15 protein-coding genes and 1 pseudogene are annotated in these 17,009 nt (G+C 39.2%); 6 read left to right on the top strand and 10 right to left on the bottom strand.

What is annotated here, in order from left to right; genetic code table 11:
* Window positions 1–698 precede the first annotated feature (698 nt).
* Complete coding sequence (gene dapB, locus PN471_RS22645; RefSeq protein WP_271778742.1) at window positions 699–1,535, top strand: 4-hydroxy-tetrahydrodipicolinate reductase; 837 nt, start codon at window positions 699–701, stop codon at window positions 1,533–1,535.
* Between the two features lie 174 nt (window positions 1,536–1,709).
* Entirely contained in the window at window positions 1,710–2,399 is a 690-nt protein-coding gene (locus PN471_RS22640) for a phosphate ABC transporter permease (protein ID WP_271778741.1), read from the top strand.
* Window positions 2,400–2,462: 63 nt separating this feature from the next.
* Here the strand turns inward: PN471_RS22640 and PN471_RS22635 are convergent, their stop codons facing one another.
* From PN471_RS22635 to PN471_RS22615, 5 genes are all read right to left on the bottom strand, one after another.
* A complete protein-coding gene (locus tag PN471_RS22635; RefSeq protein ID WP_271778740.1) occupies window positions 2,463–3,092 on the bottom strand; it encodes a precorrin-8X methylmutase in 630 nt (209 codons plus the stop codon).
* A gap of 105 nt (window positions 3,093–3,197) precedes the next feature.
* Window positions 3,198–4,007: a TPM domain-containing protein gene (locus tag PN471_RS22630; RefSeq protein WP_271778739.1), complete on the bottom strand. Its 810-nt coding sequence runs from the start codon at window positions 4,005–4,007 to the stop codon at window positions 3,198–3,200.
* 314 nt (window positions 4,008–4,321) lie between these two features.
* Window positions 4,322–4,735 (bottom strand): hypothetical protein, encoded by a 414-nt coding sequence (locus PN471_RS22625; protein WP_193893075.1) that lies wholly within the window; start codon window positions 4,733–4,735, stop codon window positions 4,322–4,324.
* Between the two features lie 11 nt (window positions 4,736–4,746).
* Window positions 4,747–5,103: a YtxH domain-containing protein gene (locus tag PN471_RS22620; protein WP_271778738.1), complete on the bottom strand. Its 357-nt coding sequence runs from the start codon at window positions 5,101–5,103 to the stop codon at window positions 4,747–4,749.
* A gap of 166 nt (window positions 5,104–5,269) precedes the next feature.
* The gene (locus PN471_RS22615) at window positions 5,270–6,244 is read right to left on the bottom strand and encodes a sucrase ferredoxin (protein WP_271778737.1); all 975 of its coding nucleotides are present in this window, start codon (window positions 6,242–6,244) and stop codon (window positions 5,270–5,272) included.
* A 604-nt stretch (window positions 6,245–6,848) separates the two neighbouring features.
* Here PN471_RS22615 and PN471_RS22610 point away from each other — a divergent pair.
* Entirely contained in the window at window positions 6,849–7,817 is a 969-nt protein-coding gene (locus PN471_RS22610; protein ID WP_271778736.1) for an ROK family protein, read from the top strand.
* Between the two features lie 43 nt (window positions 7,818–7,860).
* Here PN471_RS22610 and PN471_RS22605 read toward each other — a convergent pair.
* The 4 genes and pseudogenes from PN471_RS22605 to PN471_RS22590 form a co-directional block, all read right to left on the bottom strand.
* Window positions 7,861–10,491: pseudogene (locus PN471_RS22605) on the bottom strand (type I secretion system permease/ATPase).
* Window positions 10,482–11,240, bottom strand: a complete 759-nt coding sequence (locus tag PN471_RS22600) for a peptidylprolyl isomerase (RefSeq protein WP_271778735.1) — start codon at window positions 11,238–11,240, stop codon at window positions 10,482–10,484. Before PN471_RS22600 ends, PN471_RS22605 begins: the two are co-directional and overlap by 10 nt.
* Before the next feature lie 255 nt (window positions 11,241–11,495).
* A complete protein-coding gene (locus PN471_RS22595; RefSeq protein ID WP_271778734.1) occupies window positions 11,496–12,254 on the bottom strand; it encodes a TIGR00297 family protein in 759 nt (252 codons plus the stop codon).
* A 221-nt stretch (window positions 12,255–12,475) separates the two neighbouring features.
* Window positions 12,476–12,985 (bottom strand): VOC family protein, encoded by a 510-nt coding sequence (locus PN471_RS22590; protein WP_271778733.1) that lies wholly within the window; start codon window positions 12,983–12,985, stop codon window positions 12,476–12,478.
* Window positions 12,986–13,173: 188 nt separating this feature from the next.
* Between PN471_RS22590 and PN471_RS22585 the strand changes: the two genes are divergently transcribed.
* Window positions 13,174–13,914 carry a 2-phosphosulfolactate phosphatase family protein gene (locus PN471_RS22585; protein ID WP_271778732.1) on the top strand — a complete coding sequence of 247 codons (741 nt, stop codon included), beginning with the start codon at window positions 13,174–13,176 and terminating at the stop codon, window positions 13,912–13,914.
* Window positions 13,915–14,062: 148 nt separating this feature from the next.
* On the opposite strand, the gene PN471_RS22580 is transcribed toward PN471_RS22585, so the two are convergent.
* Entirely contained in the window at window positions 14,063–15,814 is a 1,752-nt protein-coding gene (locus PN471_RS22580; RefSeq protein ID WP_271778731.1) for a M61 family metallopeptidase, read from the bottom strand.
* A gap of 83 nt (window positions 15,815–15,897) precedes the next feature.
* Here PN471_RS22580 and PN471_RS22575 point away from each other — a divergent pair, with 83 nt between their 5' ends.
* Entirely contained in the window at window positions 15,898–16,389 is a 492-nt protein-coding gene (locus PN471_RS22575) for a DUF29 domain-containing protein (protein WP_271778730.1), read from the top strand.
* A 254-nt stretch (window positions 16,390–16,643) separates the two neighbouring features.
* Complete coding sequence (locus tag PN471_RS22570; RefSeq protein WP_039200714.1) at window positions 16,644–16,856, top strand: hypothetical protein; 213 nt, start codon at window positions 16,644–16,646, stop codon at window positions 16,854–16,856.
* Window positions 16,857–17,009 lie beyond the last annotated feature (153 nt).

Genomic DNA, 17,009 nt, shown 5'->3' with positions numbered 1-17,009 from the left:
CCGAACTCAGAGGTGAAACGCTGCTGCGGCGACGATAGTTTGGGGGTAGCCCCACGTCAAAATAGCTCGATGCCAGGTCTATTATTCAACAATAAAACCTCTTCTATTTATTTAGAGGCGGTTTTTGTTTTTGGCACGCTTTTTTAGCGATGACTGCGGTGATTGAATCCATTGCTATTTATCCCACATTCCGCACTTCCATGCGTATAGCTCAAACTAGGAAAATTAATTTTAGTCTAAACTCCAGTAATTCAACTAATCTAGGGCTTACGCATTGACAAAGTTTTCTAAATATGTAATGTGGATTTTATCTCTTATAGGGTTCGTCAGACCCAATAATTTGGTAAAAAACAGATTTCCTCTATCTGACGCACCCTACTCAGTAAGTTATTCCCAAAGCCGAAAACGACGCAATTTCGTTCATTCATATGATGGCAAGTTAGTGAGCGTGCGTCCTATCATCTAAATAATGTAATAACTGTACAATCAAAGATAGAATCATCGTCAATGGTTAGAATCACTCTTTGATGATCATTAATTTTTAAAGCATATATAGTCGAATCATAGGAATGATTAAGTTTGATATTTCTAAGTTGTTCGCTACTTTGATAAAATAACATCTTATCTTTAGATAAGGTTTCAAAATACCGATTCATTTCTTTAATTTCTTTGTTGAATTAAAAATAATTGTTAAATCTATGAGCAATCAAACTTCTATTCCGGTTATTGTCAATGGTGCTGCTGGTAAAATGGGACGTGAAGTAATTAAAGCAGTAGCAAAAGTATCTGATTTGACTTTAATGGGGGCAATTGACACAACTCCCGAACATCAGGGTAAAGATGCGGGGGAACTGGCGGGTTTAAGTGAACCATTGGAAGTACCAATTACGAATCAATTAGAGCCAATGTTGGCGTATGTGGCTGGGGAGAGACAGATGCAACCGGGGGTATTAGTTGATTTTACTCATCCTGATGCAGTTTATAATAATATTCGGTGTGCGATCGCCTATGGAATTCGTCCAGTTGTGGGAACTACAGGTTTAAGTCCGGCACAACTTGAAGAATTAGCTGATTTTGCCGAAAAAGCCAGTACCGGTTGTTTGGTGATTCCTAACTTTTCCATTGGAATGGTACTACTCCAAGAAGCCGCCCTCAGAGCTTCCCAGTATTTTGATCATGTAGAAATTATCGAACTTCATCATAACCAAAAAGCTGATGCCCCTAGCGGTACAGCCATTCAAACTGCTCAACTATTAGCGGAAATGGGTAAAACTTTTAATCCTGCTATTGTGGAAGAAACGGAGAAAATAGCCGGAGCTAGAGGCAGTTTAGCAGACGAAGGGATTAGAATTCATAGTGTCCGGTTACCAGGACTAATTGCCCACCAAGAAGTAATTTTTGGCGCAGCCGGGCAAATTTATACCTTACGTCATGATACCAGCGATCGCGCCTGTTATATGCCGGGAGTAATATTAGCCATTCGCAAAGTTAATCAGCTAAAGTCATTAGTATATGGGCTAGAAAAAATACTTTAAAAGCAAGGAGTCAGGAGTCAGAATAATAATATAGAGGGAAGTGAAATTTTCTCACCCTCATCAAAGTTGACTCCAAAAGTCATGATGATCTTGACTTCCGTATTCTCTATCCTGAATCCTTACCTTAAAAATTGGGATTTTTCCATCCAAAAGCCAAAGTCCAAAATGTAAAATATGCTGGTTCCCTTAACTCGCCAAAAATTTGAACAAATCATCCCCCTAATTGCTTCTGGACCACAATATAAATACTATTGGGGGAAAGTAAGCAGTTTTGTGCAACGGATACTAATTTCTGTAGTTATCTTAGCTATACTACTGCTGATACAATTCTTGTTTAGATTGGAATTTGGATTAATATTCTTTTTTGGGGTATTTGGCGCTTTTTTTTGGCTTTGGTATCCCATATTCCAAGCAAGTATACGCAATAGAAAATGCCGCCGTTACAAATACAGTGGCTTTTTTCGGGGACGAGTGTTAGATTGGTGGATTACAGATCGGTTAATGGGTAAACAGGAAACCGTCAATAGTAAAGGTGAGTTAGTCATCATCGAAAACCGCGAAAAGCGGATTAACTTAGAAATAGGCGATGACACAGGGTTCGCGGTGGAGTTTGAGGCTCCACTACGTAACGCTCACAAAGTCATCGCTCGTGGACAAATAGCTGAAATGGTAGTCATGTCCAATAGCTCTGATTTAAGTACCATTGAAGAATTCAGCGATATATATATTCCTAGTCGTGATTTGTGGGTAAGTGATTATCCCTATGTTCGTAGAGACTTTTTCAATGAAGTTAGTATGCGCTTGCGTGCAGACCGGGAAAGAAAACCCCGCCGTCCTTCGGCAAGACAGGAAGGGAGAGAATAGGTAATAGGTAATTGGTAACTATTTCCCCCTGCCCCCCTGCCTCCTCCTGCCCCTGCCCCTACATCATCCGCTTACATTTCTATCCTGTCCATAAGCTTGCCAAGCCAAATCCACCAAACCATCAACAATGGCAGCAGCTACGACAGCGTTACCCTTGCGACCTTCAACAGTAATATAAGGAACTAAGGATTCTTGTAATCTTTCTTTTGCAGTTTTTGAATTGATAAAACCTGCTGGGGTAGCAACTATTAAAGCGGGTCTAATTTCTTCCGCTTCAATTAATTCAACCAGTGCAGTTAAGGCTGTTTGCGCTTGACCCACTACAAATATTCCTTCGGGGTAACGCCTAGCCAGAGTTTGAATGCCCCAAGCTGCACGGGTTTTTTCCTTTTGGGGTCGTGTTAGTGCTTCCATACTACAATATACTGGATTAGCAAACGTACTTTGAATATCGTGGGATATACCTACCTGTACCATTGGCGCATCTACCACGATAGTAGTTCGCGCAGCTAAAGCGGCTGCTCCAGCTTGTAATGCTTGTTCTGAAAACCGAATCAAGAATTTATACTCAAGATCGCCTGTAGCATAGACTACGCGACGGACAATTTCATACTCTGCTGGTGAAAAAACATGATCACCAATTTCATTATCAATAATTGCCAAACTTTGAGCATCAGTTACGTGCCATTCCATTGCTATTTAGCTTCTTATATATTAGCCTTCAGCTTATCAGTATTTTGGATTTTGAACTGTAAAATTGCAAATTTCCCTTCCTAATCCCTATTCCCCAGTCACTTTTCAGAATTCAGCATCGGGGGAAGTCCGATTCAACATGGGAGATAAATAAGCTACTAAAGCACCAATAGCAAAGGCGGAAACATTGCGGACAAGAGGCAACCAATCGTTTGTACGGGTAATAACTGGAGCAATACCGAAGGCAATAAATAACATTCCCCATAAAGGTGAGAAAATTAATGCCCATTGCCAAGCAACTATTTTTTTATCATCACGGGGTTGGGCGGCGAAACCACAAATAATCCCGCCAACAGCGGAGGTAACAAGGGTGAGTATCCATTGTTCTCTAGGTAGTCCTGGAACGACGTTACAGCCACCTTTAAGTAAACAACCTTTAACTGAATTTAGAGCCTGGAGAATGGCTTGATCTTCTCCTTCTTCACGAACAAAGTATAAGTTACCAAAGCGGGTTTGTAGTTCAATCCAGAAGGTGCGAGGTAGGAACTCATAAACTGCATCACCCACACTAAAGCTGAGGATGTTACCACCACGAGCATCTGCTACCAAAAGAATGCTTTTATCATCTAAACCCCAGTATTTAATCACTGCTCTACCTGGGGTACGGTCGTACTGAGTTAGAACGCGCAGTTTCCAGCCAGTGTCAGTTTCAAACTGTTCTAATTCTTTAACTAGCTTTTCTTCCTGGGGGTCGGGGAGAGTTTTTGCTAAATCTACTACTGGTGTTACAAAGCTAGGTAGTAAATCGGGATTTTCATAAGCTAGAGCTGATGGGGAATTGATTGCCCAAATTGAGCCAATAAAGCAAAATGCGGCAATTGATACTAAAATTCGTCGCCAAAAACACAGGTGCATGAACGTTTTTATACTATAAAATCAGAAGGATAATGTAACAAGTGCTTTTTAAAGCGTAATGTAAAAGTGATATTTCTTTACACTTCTTTACTTTACTCTAATATTTAGGTATCTCAACAAAATCTGATCGAGAAATTGGAACAGAAGTCGGGAGTCAATACTTGTCGGTTAAGGAAATGTAGGTTGGGTTGAGCGACAGCCAAACCCGACAAAATCCATGATAATGTTGGGTTATGGCTATGGCTCCTACGTCGCCACGCAAGCTATCGCCACACTATGGCTAACGCCTCCCGTCAGGGATACGTGAACGTTGCTCATTCGGTTTTTGGATTGATAAGTGTTTTTGGATTTTTCCTGGTATTTTCCTGGCGTGTGAAACTTTTCCAAGCGGCTTTAAAGCCGACTATGACGCTACGAGCACCGATTTGCACAGTTTCTGCTTGTTTCTTGGCATTGTCCAGGCTTTGATCAAATTGCTTAACAACTTGACCGGCGCTTTTGACACCTTCACTAACATCTTCGGTTAAGTCTGTTATTTCTATGCTTGTGTTGCGGATAGCGTTGAGAGTGGGTGGTAACTCTCGTGAAAGGGTGTCAAAGAATTTTTCGGCACTACGAGCGGCACGGGCTAATTCCTGCAAAGCGGGGATGGCTGCCACTAAAACGGTTGTTAGACTGACAGTAACTAGGAGGATGGATAGTCCCAGCCAAAATAAAGGATCAATCACGGTGATGGCATTTATGAACGTTCTAGTTTTTCAGTCAGGGAATCTGTGTTGTTTGGGGTGTTGCGGATATCAACAGTATTTTGTTTGTGGAAACTTTGGCTTTCGTCTACACCAACAGCGATCGCTTCCCGCAATCTATCTACAGTTTCTTCCCAGTTTTCCAGAGTGCTACTAGAAAGACGATCTGCCTGAATTTGCACACTAGTAGAAATATCTTCCGCTAATTCGGGGATAGCATTGGCAGATTTTTTAATTAGTTTACGGGTTTCGCGGCCTGTGCGCGGAGCAACTAATAAACCGACTAAAGTGCCGATAGCTGCTCCTAACATCAAACCACCAATAAAGATTCCAGAACGGTTGTTAGACATTTTTTTATTTTCCTACTCCATAAAATTTAATTTTATACAGGAGTATAGTTTTCTTTTAAGTATGTACTTAAATTAATGAGGTACAGGATCTAAATTCAAAGCCGGACAGCCAGTTTTACTCCTGACTCCTGACTTCTGACTCCTGACTTCTGACTCCTGCCATATTTTAACTATAAGTTGCCACTTTCTTCGCTACCAGCCAAAGATTAGAGATAGCATATTTCAAACATACTGTTTCTTTGGTAGCATGACAAGAAACCTTAACTGTTTGTGTTTTTACATCATCTTTTATAAGTTTGGCATGATAAGTGTAGAGAGTACCGGCAGGTTGTTCAAAACTCAACTCACCAATAATTGTATGATTATCTAAGCTTTTTTCGATGATTTTACCTGTTATTTGATAGTTAAACCAATCCCAACCTAAACGCAGCATCAGTTCTCTTTCCAAGATTTGCAGAGGATTTGGTAATATTCCCCAACCACGATAAACTTTATGTAAACATTGTATATCCCCAGTATGAGTAAGAATTGATTTAAAGGTATCTTGATCGAGGATACCATAATATCTTCCTTGGGGAAAATCTATAGCTGTGGGAGCAAATCTATGTCCACCAAAGTGACTTGATTTCCAAATTCTGATGTGATTTAACTGTAAATCAGCAATTGTATTTTGAGAGTAAAAGTAAAAAGGATTGCCATACCTAGCACAACATTGATCATGGCTCCCATGAGTACATATTAAGATATCTCTGGTAATACTAGATTCTATTTCATAATCAACACTCATTCCTGCTAACCATTTACTGACAATTCCGGCGACTTGTTCAATATTTGGTAATTTAAATTCTTGTTTTCGGTATCCTTGACTTAATCCCTGTTGCTGTTGATAAATTAATAGGGTTGTTTCTTCTACTTTATGGGATTCATCATTGGCAATTAATAGAAACCGAATTGGTAGTTGAGATCGGGTGACATTTTCTACTAAACTACGTAAGTTATCTGGTACCCATTTAGATTCAAAGGCCTCATAAACCCAAGGGGCAGGACATTCTATTAAAATGTAGGTTTGGTAGTTGGTAGCACTACCAATGATATCTTCTTGGATTTTTCGTGAATTATCTGCACAAAAAAGTTTATTCATTTACACTTACTCAAATAAAAAGTTAATGGTCAATGTTGCGATAAAATCCTGATTTTTAAAGTTGCTTTTCCCTAAATAAATCCTATTCAAATAATTATCTCAAAAACTATTCAAAAAGATACAATAATTAAAAATACAGCATTATTTTATCATTGATATAGGAATCCGGTTTGATTCTGTGAATTTACTTGTGTGGTCAGGGAACTCTTAACTGGGAACAGGGAACAGGAAAGACAGAATTGATACCTACTGTGCTAAAAAAATATAAAGCTGTCAGTCTTTATCTTAAACTAATCATGTATTTTGATGCCAGCCTAATCTAATTAATTAGGTGAATTCTACAAAAATATATCTTTGTATTAATTTATTCTTCATGAAATTTAACAATGTCCATAGTTTAACAGAAATTGAGGATGACTATGATTGGATTTACAAATGTAATGAGTTAGGTTACATAATAGAACACAAGCGTGATGAATATAGAAATATTTTATATCCAAATAGTGAAGACGGTTTCATAATGAACTACAGCAAAATTGTTATTAAGTAATAATGAATGGTGAATGGTTGATAGTTGTTTCGTAAACCCCTTATTTTTAATAATATGACATTAATTTTAGCTCTAGACTTTGGCGGGACAAAATTGGCAGCAGCAACAGTTAAGGCTGGTGGGAAAGAGTGGTTGGATCATGAATCACGATTTTCTCCCACAAATGGTGATGCTTTGACTGATTTAGAAATTATGCGATCGCTCATTGATTCTGTGCTAAAAGGGAGAAAACCGGATGCTATTGGTGTCAGCTTTGGTGGTCCAGTGGATGCCACCACAGGTTTAGTCCGCTTATCTCATCACGTTCCCGGCTGGGAAAATGTTCCCCTTAAACAAATCCTCGAAGAAGATTATCACGCACCCGCCAGTATAGATAATGATGCTAACGTTGCTGCTGTTGGTGAACATCGTTTTGGGGCTGGTCAAGGATATGATAGCCTATTTTACATTACCATTAGCACAGGTGTCGGTGGCGGCTGGATACTTGATGGTAAGCCCTGGCGAGGTGCATTAGGCATGGCGGGAGAAATTGGACACATGGTGGTTGATCCTAGAGGTCCATTATGCTTATGTGGAAAACGGGGATGTGTAGAACGTTTAGCTTCTGGTCCCTACATGGCGCAAAATGCGCGGGAAATGTTGGAAAAAGAACCATCCAGCACCAACGGTAAAATCAGGGGGGACGTACTCAGATATTTGACTGGTAATGATCTTAACTTACTTACAGGCAAAGTCGTCAGCACCGCAGCAGCCAATGGAGATGAAATAGCACAAGAAGTATTATATAGGGGTGCTTGGGCTTTGGGGGTCGGTATTGGTAATGTCGCCAACCTCATGAACCCCCAACGGTTTGTTTTAGGTGGTGGTGTCACCAAAGCTGGGGATAATTTCTGGACTGTGGTGCGAAAAGTGGCTAGGGAAACCGCACTCCCAGAGGTGAATTTTGAGGTTGTGCGGGCATTATTGGGTGATGATGCACCTTTATGGGGGGCTGTGGCTTTGGGGCTGAATGTTTTGGATTAAACTCTTTTTTTCACGCAGAGGCGCAGAGACGCGGAGAGATATCTTAAATATTCGCTTGTTGTCTTTGATAAAGTGACCAGTACAACCCTTTTTGTTTTAAGAGTTCTAAATGTGTTCCTCTTTCAGCTATTACGCCTTTTTCCATGACTAAGATTAAATCAGCACGTTTGAGGGGGGCAAAACGGTGGGCAATTAAGAACACTGTGCGGTTAGAGGAAACATTTTTGAGGTTTTGTAATACTTGTTGTTCGGTTTCACTATCTAAGGCACTGGTGGCTTCATCTAAGATGAGAATTGGTGCAGATGTTAGGAATAATCTGGCTAATGCTATCCGTTGTCTTTGCCCTCCAGATAATGCTGTTCCTCTTTCACCAACGTTGTTTTCATAGCCGTAAGGCAGTTGACTAATGAAGTCATGGGCTACTGCTAATCTGGCGGCTTCGACAACTTGTTCGGAGGTAATATCTGGATTTCCTAATGTGATGTTTTCCAAGATTGAACCATTAAATAGAAAGTCTTCTTGGAGAACTACACCTATTTGTTGTCTTAAAGATGCTAAGTCAGCACTTTTGATGTCAAATCCATCAATGAGAATGCGTCCTGACTCAATTTGATAGAGTCTTTGGAGAAGTTTAGAAAGGGTACTTTTCCCTGAACCACTTCTGCCGACAATACCGACAAATTGTCCTGGTTCAATATTAAAGGAAATGCCTTTTAACACTGGTTCAGTGTTAGCATTGTAGCGAAAGAAAACTTGATCAAAATTAACTTCACCTTTAAGGGGTGGTAATACCAATCCTGTGCCGGCTTCTGTTTCTGGGGCAGCGTTGAGAATATCACCAATTCTATCTACTGATAATAACACTTGTTGGAGATTTTGCCACAACTGGACTAGCCGTAATAGAGGACTTGTCACTCTTCCTGATAACATTTGGAAGGCGATTAATTGACCAATAGTTAGTTGATGATCAATGACTAATTTTGCCCCAAACCACAGGATAATTAAGGTAGAAAAGTTAGTAAGAAAGTCACCAATATTACTGCTAATATTAGATGTGGTGGAAGCTTTAAAACTGGTACGAATGAAGCGGGCAAATAAACCTTCCCACCGTTCTCTCGCCACTGGTTCTGCGGCATGGGCTTTAACAGAATGAATGCCAGTAATTGTCTCAACTAAAAATGATTGACTGTCCGCACTGCGGTTAAAGGTTTCATTTAGCCAATTTCGCAAAATCGGTGTGGCGATAATAGTTAAAGTGGCAAATAATGGTAAGACGGCTAAGGCTACAAATGTTAGAGGAATGTTATAATAGAACATCAATCCCAGGTAAACTACGGCAAAGATACTGTCAAGAATGACGGTTAAAGCTGTGCCTGTGAGAAATTGGCGAATTTGTTCTAATTCCTGGACTCTAGCAACGGTATCACCCACTCTCCGCGACTCGAAATAAGCCAAGGGTAAACGCATTAAATGGCGAAAAAGTTGGGCTGATAAACTTAAATCTAAACGTCGGGCTGTGTGGGTAAAGATGAATAGCCGCAGCATACCCAGGATAGATTCAAATGTCGCCACAAACAAGAGGGCGATCGCCATCACATCCAAAGTAGCTAAACTCTCCTGTACCATCACTTTATCAATGATGACTTGAGTAATTAATGGAGAAGCTAAACCCAATAATTGCAAGCTAAAGGAAGCTAATAAAACTTCACCTAATAAACCTCGATATTTCCAAACTGCGGGAGTAAACCAAGCTAAATTAAATTTCTCTTGTTGGGAAATTAATTCAGTTTGCCATAATGTCCCATCCCAACAATTCTCTACCACAGATTGAGGTAAATGTTCACAAATATAATCAGGATTTCGAGGATTGGCAATAATTAAAAAATTGCCTTTCATTCCATAAGCTACAACCCAATTAAATGAGGAATTTTTATCTTCCTGATTCCCTTGACTCCACAACAATAAAGCCGGAAAAGATAATTGGCGTAATTCACTCCAATTCACCTGTAATTTCCGCAATACTAACCCTAATTTTTCCCCTGCTTCTACCAGATTTTTGGGCTTTTGTCCCCGCAATTGACGTTGTACCCATTCCAACTGCACAGGATTTTGTAAATATTGTGCCACCATTGTTAAACAAGCTGCACCTGTATTTCCACTTCCCACAAAGGGATAATTAGAAATTGTGGATTGTTCCCATATAGTAGGAGGTGAAGGTGAATAAATGGGAGAATGAGAAACTGGTAAAATAGTTTCAATCTCCTCTACCTCTGTTGAATTATTCCAAAATTCATCAACTTGAGGATTTAAAAATTTTTTCCACAAAGCCGAATTCCAACACACAACTATAACTTCCTTACTAGCAGCTACAGCTTTACAATCAGCAAATAATTGTTGACAGTTGCCAAACCAATCTCCTGCTTGTAAAGTAGCTACGGTTTTATTTTCTTCTTCCTCTCGTAAACGCACTTTACCAGCGACAATAAAAAATTGGTCACCACCTAATTTTTGTGACCAAATTTTTTCGCCAAGTTTGTAGTTATGTATTTCTGCTTGCTGTTTTAATTCGTTTTGTTCTTCAGCATTTAGCCAGGATAGTGGCGGTTCATTCCAGGGTAAATTGTTTAACACATTTATTCGTTAAAATTGATTATTTAGAATTTTTAATCCAATTGAATTTTGACTGTCAGATTTTGAATCTTATCCCCTAGCCATTTCTCAAATAACTCATTTTTTAGTGATTGTTGTAATTGAGGATCTTCTAAGGAGGCTGGAATAATTTGTTCTAATCTAAATAAAGCAAAACGTCCTTCTATTTCTATGGGATTGATCAATTTTCCCGGGGTAGTTGAGTCTACAGCCGCACGTAATATGTCTGGTATAGTCCCCCGACTAATTGGTCCCATCATGCCATTAAATACTCTTTCATCGGCTAATGAATACTCTCTTGCCAGTTGTTCAAAACTACTTCCTTCTTCAATTTGAGTTTGTAGTTCTTCTGCTAATTCCCGACTGTCAACGAGAATCCGCGACAGGATAACTCTATCCAAGTAAATTTTCTTTTCAATAAAGTATTCTGGTAATTTTGATTCTGTGACTAGTGCTTTGAGTTTCTCCAACTGGAAGCCAAATGTAATAGATGTATGAAAAGTTGTATAATCTGTACCATTGCTTGTTAGCCATTCTTGAAATTTTTGGGCATCAGTTAGTTGATTTTTCAGACGAAAATCAATAATTGTCTGTTCAATTAATGTGGAACTAATCTCAATATCTGTTCTGGCACTAATTTCTTGTTCAATTACGTGCTGACGCAGTACGTCACTCACGAAATTTCCCAATCTACCAGATATTTGTAAGTATTTGACTACTTCAGCTAGGGTAATTTCCTGGTCATTTACAGTTAAAAAAGATGAAGGTTCCATGAAGTAATTCTCAGGATTATGCTAACACATCTATAAGACTTTCCATTAAATAATGGAGAAAACAGTAGAAAACTATATCTAGTGATAATAAAGATTCTGCTGTCAGATCCCCGACTTATTTAAGAAGTCGGGGATCTAATCTATAATGATTTTAATGATAACTATTTTTAAATCTGTAAGCCGGATAACAAAAATAATAATGTTGGGTTTCCTTGGGTCAACCCAACCTACGAAGATTGTAATTTTAGTCAACAATTAAACAAAGATACTTTGGTAAATTAATGCCAATATTATCGCCACAGTTGCACCAATTAGGGTATTAAAGATATTGACAACCTCATTGGTCAGCCAAGTATATTTAGATTGCAAAGTCGCACCAATGACACTTTCTAAATTTGTAGCGACAAATGCGGCTATGACACTCCAAATAACACCCAGAGGATTAATTAAATTTACACTCCAGCCAATGAGTGCGATCGCTATTGATGCTACCATACCAGCTAAAGTCCCTTCTAAACTTACCGCCCCTTCTGTCCCCCTCGGAACTGGTTGGAGTGTCGTAATTAAAAAGGTACTTTTACCATAGGCTTTACCAACTTCACTGGCTGTAGTATCAGATAGTTTGGTACTAAAACTGGCAACATAACCCAAACATAACAAATATTTAAAATCAGGTAAAAACAACACTCCCAACGCACATAAAGCCGCTATTAATGCTGAACCCCAAACGTTTTCTGGACCTCTTGCACCGGCACGTTTTTCCGCAATTCCGGCGGCTTCTTTTTCCGCCATACCAATGCGCGTTACCCCAGAACCAACAATAAAATAAAATACCACCACTAGATATCCCTGCCAACCTAGTGTTCCCCAAATGATTACTCCTAATAATCCAGCATTAAGTATACCTGCCGGGGTGAGCAATTTTTTGGGAATAATTGCAACTATTCCTAGGAAAATTGCATTTAAGCCTACTCCCATTAACCAGGGATTAATAGAATCTATTAAAGATAACATCTGTGATAAATTATGAGTATTTTCAGATAGCCCGAACGATGGACTGGATTTTCCCCATTCGTTGTCAAGCAATCTCTCTAGTTCATTGAGTATTCAATACTATTGCCAAAGCCCTGAAACCCTAGATATCGTCACGATTTTATTGGATTTCAGACATATTTTCGAAAATTGGCAATAGTATTGGTATTCATACTTATTTTTCAACCCGAAATCTCACCACCCTAATTTGCAGGCTGAGATGCTTTTTTGAACTGCTCCAGGCTGATAGGAAATCTGCGTTTCGTTGGGTCTTTATCAATTTCAGTGCAGGAAGCCACTAGGGTTGTGTATTCTAGGCGTAAACCGTTGGGATCGTCAAAGAAGAAGGACTTGTAGGGATGTAAGTCGAGAATTTCCCCCACAGTAACCCCTTTGTAGATCAGTTCGCTACGTCGAGCTTCCAGATTGGTCAGGGAATTACACCGCAACGCAAAATGATATGTTCCAGGTGGTACTCCCAACCCAAGATTAATGCCGGTGTCAAAACTAGATGGAATCATGGGAGCATCAACCCAGTGCATGAAGGCTAGGCAACAACCATCCCCGCAATCGAAGAAAACATGATCAACATAACCGCCTTCTTCCACAATCATGTGTTCATGAATCACAATGTTGAAACCAAGTTGCGTTTCATAAAAGTGGCGGGTTGCGTCCATGTCGCGGGTTGCGAAACTTAGATGATCAATAGCCATAAAACTTCTTTTGTGTCAGTTGAAAATGGATTGGGGTCTTTAATTCTTTCTTTATTTTTGGCGATCGCCGCTCACCTTGTCAAGTATAAACAACGAAGCTAACCTTTTCTGTCTTATGTATTGAACAGTTGGTGACATCAAATAGGTAGAATATTATGGCAGTCTTATGAAATAGGTGTAGCCAGCACGTGAAGATATTTGTATATCACACTCCCGAATTGACCCCAAATGATCCAGTTCCAGAATGTGCGATCGCTGTTGATGTTCTGCGAGCAACTAGTACAATGGCTACGGTTTTAGCCGCTGGGGGCGAAGCTGTACAGGTTTTCAGCGATTTAAATCAACTGATGGAAGTGAGCGAACAATGGCCTCCAGAAAAGCGACTCAGGGCTGGAGAAAGGGGTGGAGCTAAAGTAGCTGGTTTTGAGTTGGGTAACTCACCCTTGGATTGCATACCAGAATTAGTTGCCGGCAAAAGGTTATTTATTAGTACCACCAATGGCACAAGGGCTTTACAACGGATACAAAATGCCCCTATTGTCCTGGCAGCAGCTTTGATTAATCGGGCAGCAGTAGTTCAATTTCTGTTAGAAAAGCAACCGGAAACTGTCTGGATTGTGGGTTCTGGTTGGGAAGGCAGTTATTCTTTAGAGGATACAGTATGTGCGGGGGCGATCGCCCATAGTATTGTGCAACAAAGTAGTTATGCCCAACAAGAAATCAGTGGTAATGATGAAGTGGTTAGTGCGATCGCTCTTTATTCCCAATGGGAAGATAACTTATTAGGACTACTCCAGCAAGCTAGTCATGGTCAACGCTTATTACGTTTGGAATGTGACGAAGACCTTAAATATTGTTCCCAAACTGATATTTTAGATATTTTACCAATTCAAACAGAACCAGGAGTATTAAAAAGTCAAAATAACTAACAGGAGTCAGGAGTCAGGAGTCAGGAGTCAGGAGAAAGAAGAAAGAAGAACATTTCTTCACCTCTCTCTTCTCTGCCAAATCAAACATAATAATCAGAAATTTTTCATCCTGTTAATCCTGAAATCCTGGACATCCTGATCCAGACAACTATAATCCTGATTCAGACAAAGGTACACCCAACCAGCCGGCAAAATTCTCCATTTCTGTTAAAGAAGGATTTTCCACAACTTTAAGTTGATACCTACTAGGAATTGATGCAGCTAGAGTAACATCATAAGTCCACAATTCATCTTGATGAAAAACAGTAACTTGAATAGAATCATCCGCTCGATAATCCTTCAAGCGTTCAGTTAACTGATTTCCCACCCTAATACCATCAATCGCTAATAATTCATCTCCAGCATCAATTCCCGCAAATTGTGCCGGTGAACCCGCTTCCACAAACTTAATTATCTCTCGACCATTTTCAGTATTTATCCTCACACCCAAATAAGGTTCTTCATTCTTTTCTTCCACTAATTGCAAACCAAAAGGTTGCAAATATTCATTAAAAGGTAAATCTTCCAAACCATGAAGATAGCGGTTAAAGAAATCCCCTAAATTCATACCCGCTACAGACTCAATCACACCCTCTAATTGTTCGGGAGTATAACCAACTTCATCCTTTCCAAACTGCTCCCACATTTGCCGCATCACATCATCCAAAGAACGCTGATTCCCATGATGAACGCGAATTAATAAATCTAATAACAGTGATACCATTTCCCCTTTGATATAATAGGAAATTTGGGAATTACCACTATTAGCATCGGGACGATAAAGTTTAATCCAAGCATCGAAACTTGACTCCGACAAAGGTTGCACCTTCCGTCCTGGAGTCATTAAATATCTAGTAATTTCCTTACTCAAATAATTCAAATATGCCTTGGTATTATAAATACCCGCCCGTAAAGGAATGATTAAATCATAATAACTGGTTGCTCCCTCACAAAACCACAAAGATGGTGTATAATTTTCCTGATCATAATCAAACACTTCTAAACCCAAAGGACGAATTCTTTTAACATTCCATAAATGAAAGAATTCATGTGCCACTAATTGTAGAAACGGCTCATATTTATCTGGAGTCCGAAATCCAAATCTTTGATAAATTAACGAACAAGAATTTTTATGTTCTAAACCACCAAAACCCTGTTGAAGCAAATGCAGAAAAAATACATATCTATCATAAGGTAAACCACCAAACATTTGTGATTCTACCTCAATGATTTTTTGACAATCAGCAATCATTTGCTGTGGTTGAAAATTTCCTTTTCCCCAAACTGCTAATTCATGGGGTTTTCCCAAAACTTCAAAATTGTATAATTGATGAAAACCAATTTCAAAAGGACAATCAACTAAAGTATCAAAATCAGCCGCGACAAAAGTATTTTTTGTTTCCGCAAATATTGGTAAACCAGTAGTTATTTGCCATTGAGGGTTGGCGGGAATCACCCGGATATATATGGGTAAACTTTCACAACCGGGGATTCTGAAAAATAACGCCGCTCCATTAAAATAACCATGAGTAGCATCTAAATGATTCGTTCTGACTGTTAATTCATTAGCAAATATACGATAATGAATAGTTACTTCCGAACTATTGCCCTTTTCTACTTGCCAATGATTTTTACTAACTTTATGCCAAGATAAAGGTTCATGATCAGCAAAAGCCGCAAAATCTTGTAAATGTCTCTCATATTCCCGCACCAAATATGAACCAGGAGTCCACACAGGCATTTTTAAATCAAGAATTGCTGACGGATAGTTAACAATGTGTAAAGTCACCTCAAACAGATGGGTTTCTGGTTGAGACATTCCCACCAAGTAATGAATTTCTGGAGAGAGTTCTGAAGTCATTTTGTGTGTTGAGTTTTGAGTTACTTATCCATAATCAACAGTCTAAGGTCCATCGTCAAGTTTAGGCAGATAAAATTAATAATATGATGTATTTATATACCAGATTTGGGAAAAAACAAGCCAAGGAGTTACCAATTATGACAGTACCTGATGACGAACTGGTTTTTCAATCACCATATTTAGCTGTAGTGAAAGCAAAACAACTGCTAGAGGAGGGAAAAATGCAAGAAGTTGATCATATTTTAGAGAGTTTAGCCGAGTCTATGGGGCGATCAGAAAAAAGAGCAGTAATTAGTCAATTAACTCGATTGATACTGCATATAATTAAGTGGAAATGTCAACCGGAAAAACGTAGCGCTAGTTGGGTAATTTCTATTCGTTCAGCTAGGGCAGAAATTACTGCCAGTCAAGAAGAAATGCCAAGTCTCAATCGAGATTTTTTGGAGTCAATTTGGGATAAGTGTTTTCTATCTGCACAACAGGATGCTAGAGATGAAATGGGCAAAAAGCCAGATATTATTGCTTTAAGTTGGGATGAGGTTTTTAACGAAACTTATACACTTTGGGAAGATTAGGAAATTTCTAGGTGGTAAAAAATCAGGTTATTTACAGCAGATATCAGCAGTAAAACAGCCTCACTGCCAGGTTTTGTGATTAAAGGTTGTACCTCATTTACCTGCAGTATGCTGTATCTTGATTTTTGGCTGTTCCCTCTTTCCCAATCATTACACTTCATTGCGAAATCGGCAGTTGAGTAAAAAATATGATAACTTCTGTTCTAGTCTAGCAAAGAAATTACAACTAATTCATCAAGGAGAACTCAGTGGCAATGGAATCAAATGTACTAACGGGCGCAACTGTAGATAACCAAGATATAAGCGAATACGTTGCTCATCTACAACTGCACATGACACTACAAGCTCGCAACTTGGTTCCTAACTTAGTTCCCAACTTCAAACAGACAATCCAAGATAGTCGTCAACAATTACTACATCAAACCCAAGCTGAATTTGAAAAATTCGCTTCTCGCCAAGGTCTATAGATTTAAAAGTATTTTTAGCTTAATCAGCAGAAGCCCCACGTCTCACTCTTAGGAGCGTGGGATGAATGCGAGTGAGTTGAGTTGCGTAGCCCAAATTGTATTTGAGCGTAGCGAAAACAAAGAAGGCTACAGCGACGAAACGAACAAAATATT

Source organism: Aphanizomenon sp. CS-733/32 (assembly GCF_028330045.1).
Classification (GTDB): Bacteria; Cyanobacteriota; Cyanobacteriia; order Cyanobacteriales; family Nostocaceae; genus Dolichospermum; species Dolichospermum gracile.
This window is presented reverse-complemented; position numbering and strand designations above follow the sequence as displayed.